General features: G+C 41.5%; 6 protein-coding genes and 1 pseudogene. 1 reads left to right on the top strand and 6 read right to left on the bottom strand.

Translation table 11 applies throughout. The features are described 5' to 3' along the window. Window positions 1–120 precede the first annotated feature (120 nt). Window positions 121–1,140, top strand: a complete 1,020-nt coding sequence (locus F6K49_RS37950; protein ID WP_293105391.1) for an adenosine kinase — start codon at window positions 121–123, stop codon at window positions 1,138–1,140. A gap of 229 nt (window positions 1,141–1,369) precedes the next feature. Here F6K49_RS37950 and F6K49_RS37945 read toward each other — a convergent pair whose 3' ends face one another. The 6 genes and pseudogenes from F6K49_RS37945 to F6K49_RS37920 all read right to left on the bottom strand — a co-directional run bounded on the left by F6K49_RS37945 (window position 1,370) and on the right by F6K49_RS37920 (window position 3,327). Further along, window positions 1,370–1,867 carry a DUF3368 domain-containing protein gene (locus F6K49_RS37945; protein ID WP_293105389.1) on the bottom strand — a complete coding sequence of 166 codons (498 nt, stop codon included), beginning with the start codon at window positions 1,865–1,867 and terminating at the stop codon, window positions 1,370–1,372. After that, the gene (locus F6K49_RS37940) at window positions 1,864–2,109 is read right to left on the bottom strand and encodes a UPF0175 family protein (protein ID WP_293105387.1); all 246 of its coding nucleotides are present in this window, start codon (window positions 2,107–2,109) and stop codon (window positions 1,864–1,866) included. The genes F6K49_RS37945 and F6K49_RS37940 overlap by 4 nt, the downstream gene beginning before the upstream one ends. Window positions 2,110–2,301: 192 nt before the next feature. After that, window positions 2,302–2,499, bottom strand: a complete 198-nt coding sequence (locus tag F6K49_RS37935; RefSeq protein WP_293105385.1) for a hypothetical protein — start codon at window positions 2,497–2,499, stop codon at window positions 2,302–2,304. A gap of 2 nt (window positions 2,500–2,501) precedes the next feature. Beyond that, a pseudogene (locus F6K49_RS37930) lies at window positions 2,502–2,645 on the bottom strand (DNA-binding protein); the annotation flags it as partial. A gap of 67 nt (window positions 2,646–2,712) precedes the next feature. Continuing rightward, a complete protein-coding gene (locus tag F6K49_RS37925) occupies window positions 2,713–2,913 on the bottom strand; it encodes a HEPN domain-containing protein (RefSeq protein ID WP_293105383.1) in 201 nt (66 codons plus the stop codon). Window positions 2,914–3,018: 105 nt separating this feature from the next. Beyond that, window positions 3,019–3,327 carry a hypothetical protein gene (locus F6K49_RS37920; RefSeq protein WP_293105381.1) on the bottom strand — a complete coding sequence of 103 codons (309 nt, stop codon included), beginning with the start codon at window positions 3,325–3,327 and terminating at the stop codon, window positions 3,019–3,021. Window positions 3,328–3,376 lie beyond the last annotated feature (49 nt).

The following is a 3,376-nucleotide window of genomic DNA, read 5'->3' as shown; positions in this document are numbered from 1 at the left end:
CTTTGAACCAAGAATCCCCGTCACAAAGCGAGCGGGGAGTGTCAAAGTTGTCTGATTAAGCCAGGGGAGAGTTAAAATTTCCCTGGATTTTTTATGAATGATTAGTGGGATTGGAAGAAAATGACAGAAAACTCTCAACAGTCAAGACCTATTGATGTCTTTGGTGTCGGAAATGCTTTAGTCGATATTCTGGCACTGGTGGATGATGATTTTATCCGGGAAAATGACCTGAATCGAGGGGCAATGACTTTGATGGATGCCCAAAAGCAGGCTATGATTCTACACAATCTTGAGCATGTTTCTCTGGAACTGAGCTCAGGAGGCTCCGCTGCTAATACTATGATTGCGATCGCTCAAAGTGGTGGTAAAGGCTTCTATTCCGGTAAGGTCTCTAGAGATACCAATGGGGAATTCTACCGACAAGACTTATTGAAGGCAGGGATTCAGTTTGATGTGCATCCAGCTGAGCTATCTAATGGTCCGACTGGTACCTCTGTGATTCTAACTACGCCTGATGCTGAGCGTACTATGTGTACTCATCTCGGAGTGTCTACTACTTTGGCTCCTACTGATATTGATGTAGAACGACTCAGCCAATGCAAATATAGCTACGTTGAGGGCTATCTCTGGACGGGGGATCACACTCGCAAAGCTTGTATTGAGGCGATGGAACAGTCCAAGCTTAAAGGAGTAAAGAGTGCTTTTACCTTTTCCGACTTCTTTCTAGTAGAGAATTTTGCAGATGATTTCCGTAACTTGATTACAGATTATTGTGATGTGGTATTCTGTAACGCGGCAGAAGCACGCCACTTCTGTGGAGTGGAATCCTTGTCTGATTGTGCTGGTAAAATAGGCGAGTTAGTGGATACAGCTTTTATCACTGATGGCCCTAATGGTTGTTTAGTGGTGGAAAATAAAACAATTTTCGAGGTGCCTGGATTCCCAGCTAAGGCCGTGGATACCGTAGGAGCTGGTGATGCCTTTGCCGGTGGTGTGTTGTTTGGAATCACCAATGGTTTGAGCACTAAGCAAGCGGCACGTTGGGGAAACTATTTTGCTTCAAAAGTAGTACAAACTTATGGTCCACGTCTGGAGGGATCTCAGGCTGAGTCTGTCAAGGAAGTTGTTGGTAGCGATTAAGCTATTTTGTAGAGCAGTTTTCTATTGGCCGAGGTGTAGCAGCATTAAAGTTAGAACATTGATACAAGCAGCATAAGCTGTTTTAGTCAACGTTTAGGTGCGACCCTTGGGTCGCACCTTGTTGTTGGAGTAAGCTGTTATGGAATAAAAATGCCACAGGATTAGCGATCGCAGTTTATTGTCAGTTTTGGTAATTCTGTAATTTTTGAGAGGTTTGGCTGTCCTAAAACTAAATCCTAGTTTCTTCATTAACAGCCTGTAAAACACTGTTGTACAAGGAGTCAGCAATCCAGAAGCCTCCTTGATTAATCAAAGCGTCCATCAAAGGCTTAACTAAAGGAACTAGCCCTTGACTTTTAGCCTCGATCAACACACCTAAAATTCCTGTATAGTTGAGGTTTAGTCTATCAGCAATCATACGACCTCTGCGTTCATCAATTAAGAGTTGATCGGCTTTTAATTCAAGAGCCAAAGCAATCGCTTCAGCCTCACCTATATCAAGTTCGTTACTGAGGACTTCAATAACGGTGGGATTAGTCACTGAACGAGTTTTAATCCATTCAAAAGTCTGCACTTCAGTCCCACCTGCCACTGGGAAGTCAGGATCGGTTAACTCTCTATAAACAGCCTCCGGGATAATGACTGTCTGATAAAGTTGTTGGAGTAAGTGGAGTTGGTTAATCGCTGCCAGGTTATTGATTGGTGATGTATCACTGACAATAATCACAACCTGCCCATCTCCCGCAGATTATTAATATCTTGTTCCAAATCTTCTACACCATAATGAACTGGGATTTGACGGCTTGCTAGTAGATGTTGAAAAGCAATACGATTCATCCCGGCAAATCGACTGGCTTGAGCAAGGGTAAGTTTTTCTTTCTGAAACAGCAAAACAGCAATTTCTTGTTTCATTTCAGCTTCAGTCATTCGAGTCGCGGTTAGAAGTTCATCAGAGATGATAATACTCATAGCTACAATCTTATTGATTATCTTTATGCTAAGGATGTTTAGATCTTGTAGATTGGGTTGACCCAAGTAAACCCAACTACTCAAGACTATACTAATTTACTTCCTGCATCGCTGCTGATAATGTCTGGAGTTTAGACTAAGTCGCTACCTTAATATGCGTTCGCGTAGCGGAAAGCGGTAGGATCGATTGCCTCAAACAGTCCGCTGCACGGCTTTGTTGTGCTGCTCGTGCCAACGAGGTTGTCTCAAGGGGCTTGAAATTATTTGCCTGCCACTTTTAGTTTGCCTGCGTCGCACATCATCACAAATTGCTTGTAAGTCGTAGTTGAAAGACTTGGCATGTTCTTCTCGAATTTTGTGGATTTCTTCGAGAATTTCATCCTTCCACATATTTATTCTCCCATTAGTTCATAAGGTGTACAAATGGTCGGCAGTTCGTATCCAGCATCAAAGCTAATTTGGGCTAACTTTTTCTGAATTTGGGCATTTGCAATATGTTTACAATTCCACGTTAGCAGATAGTCCAAGCCATAAACTTGATAAGATATCCGATACCTTGCTCCAAAATTCCGCATCAACCGGATGTTAGCTCCTGTTGGGATTTTAGTGGATTGAAATAACAGCATGAATACTTTCAACAACCTCTTCAATGAAATCAACAGCATCATTAACAAGTTTCTCATTGATCGGCCATCTATCACCTAGTCCTAGTGTTGGATTTATGTCAGCTTCATGAGCAATTTTATTTCTACGATCGACGATGATGCTCAACTGTTGTTTAATCTCTGTTGCCGATTTACCCATCACATTACCAACTTCTTCCCATAATTTTTGACCTGAAATTAATCTAATTGCATCTGCTATCTTGTCTGGCTGCTGAAAGCTTTTATAGCTGTGTTTTTGTCGAATTTACGTTTCTAACCAATCGTCTATATTTGAAGCAACATTTAAACCTTCACGCATACTTCCCAAGGAAATTTTAAACCGAGAAAATGCTGGAGGAACTGAGCGATTTCCACGGTGAATTTCTAGCATTCCTAATCTCACTACTTCATGAATATAATAATCTAATGCACTGATAGATAGCACCAGTGTTGCTCTCAAAATGTCTGAAATATCGAGAGCAGATGTAGATTGTGATTTAACAGAATTATGAACAGCTATCAAATTTCGAACACGACGGATGCTGATATGGAAGTGATCAAGCGCGCACTGCATTACAAGTTAGATTGATTACCTTATCTGCTAATCTGGAAAAAGATTTCTA

The organism is Moorena sp. SIO3I6, from assembly GCF_010672095.1.
The sequence above is the reverse complement of the archived record's forward strand: the minus strand, read 5'-3'. Positions and strand labels throughout refer to the sequence as shown.

Coding starts and splice junctions, on each gene's coding strand:
- F6K49_RS37950 (WP_293105391.1), top strand. CDS start 121: ATGACAGAAAACTCTCAACAGTCAAGACCTATTGATGTCTTTGGTGTC.
- F6K49_RS37940 (WP_293105387.1), bottom strand. CDS start 2,109: ATGAGTATTATCATCTCTGATGAACTTCTAACCGCGACTCGAATGACT.
- F6K49_RS37935 (WP_293105385.1), bottom strand. CDS start 2,499: ATGTGGAAGGATGAAATTCTCGAAGAAATCCACAAAATTCGAGAAGAA.
- F6K49_RS37925 (WP_293105383.1), bottom strand. CDS start 2,913: ATGGGTAAATCGGCAACAGAGATTAAACAACAGTTGAGCATCATCGTC.
- F6K49_RS37920 (WP_293105381.1), bottom strand. CDS start 3,327: ATGCAGTGCGCGCTTGATCACTTCCATATCAGCATCCGTCGTGTTCGA.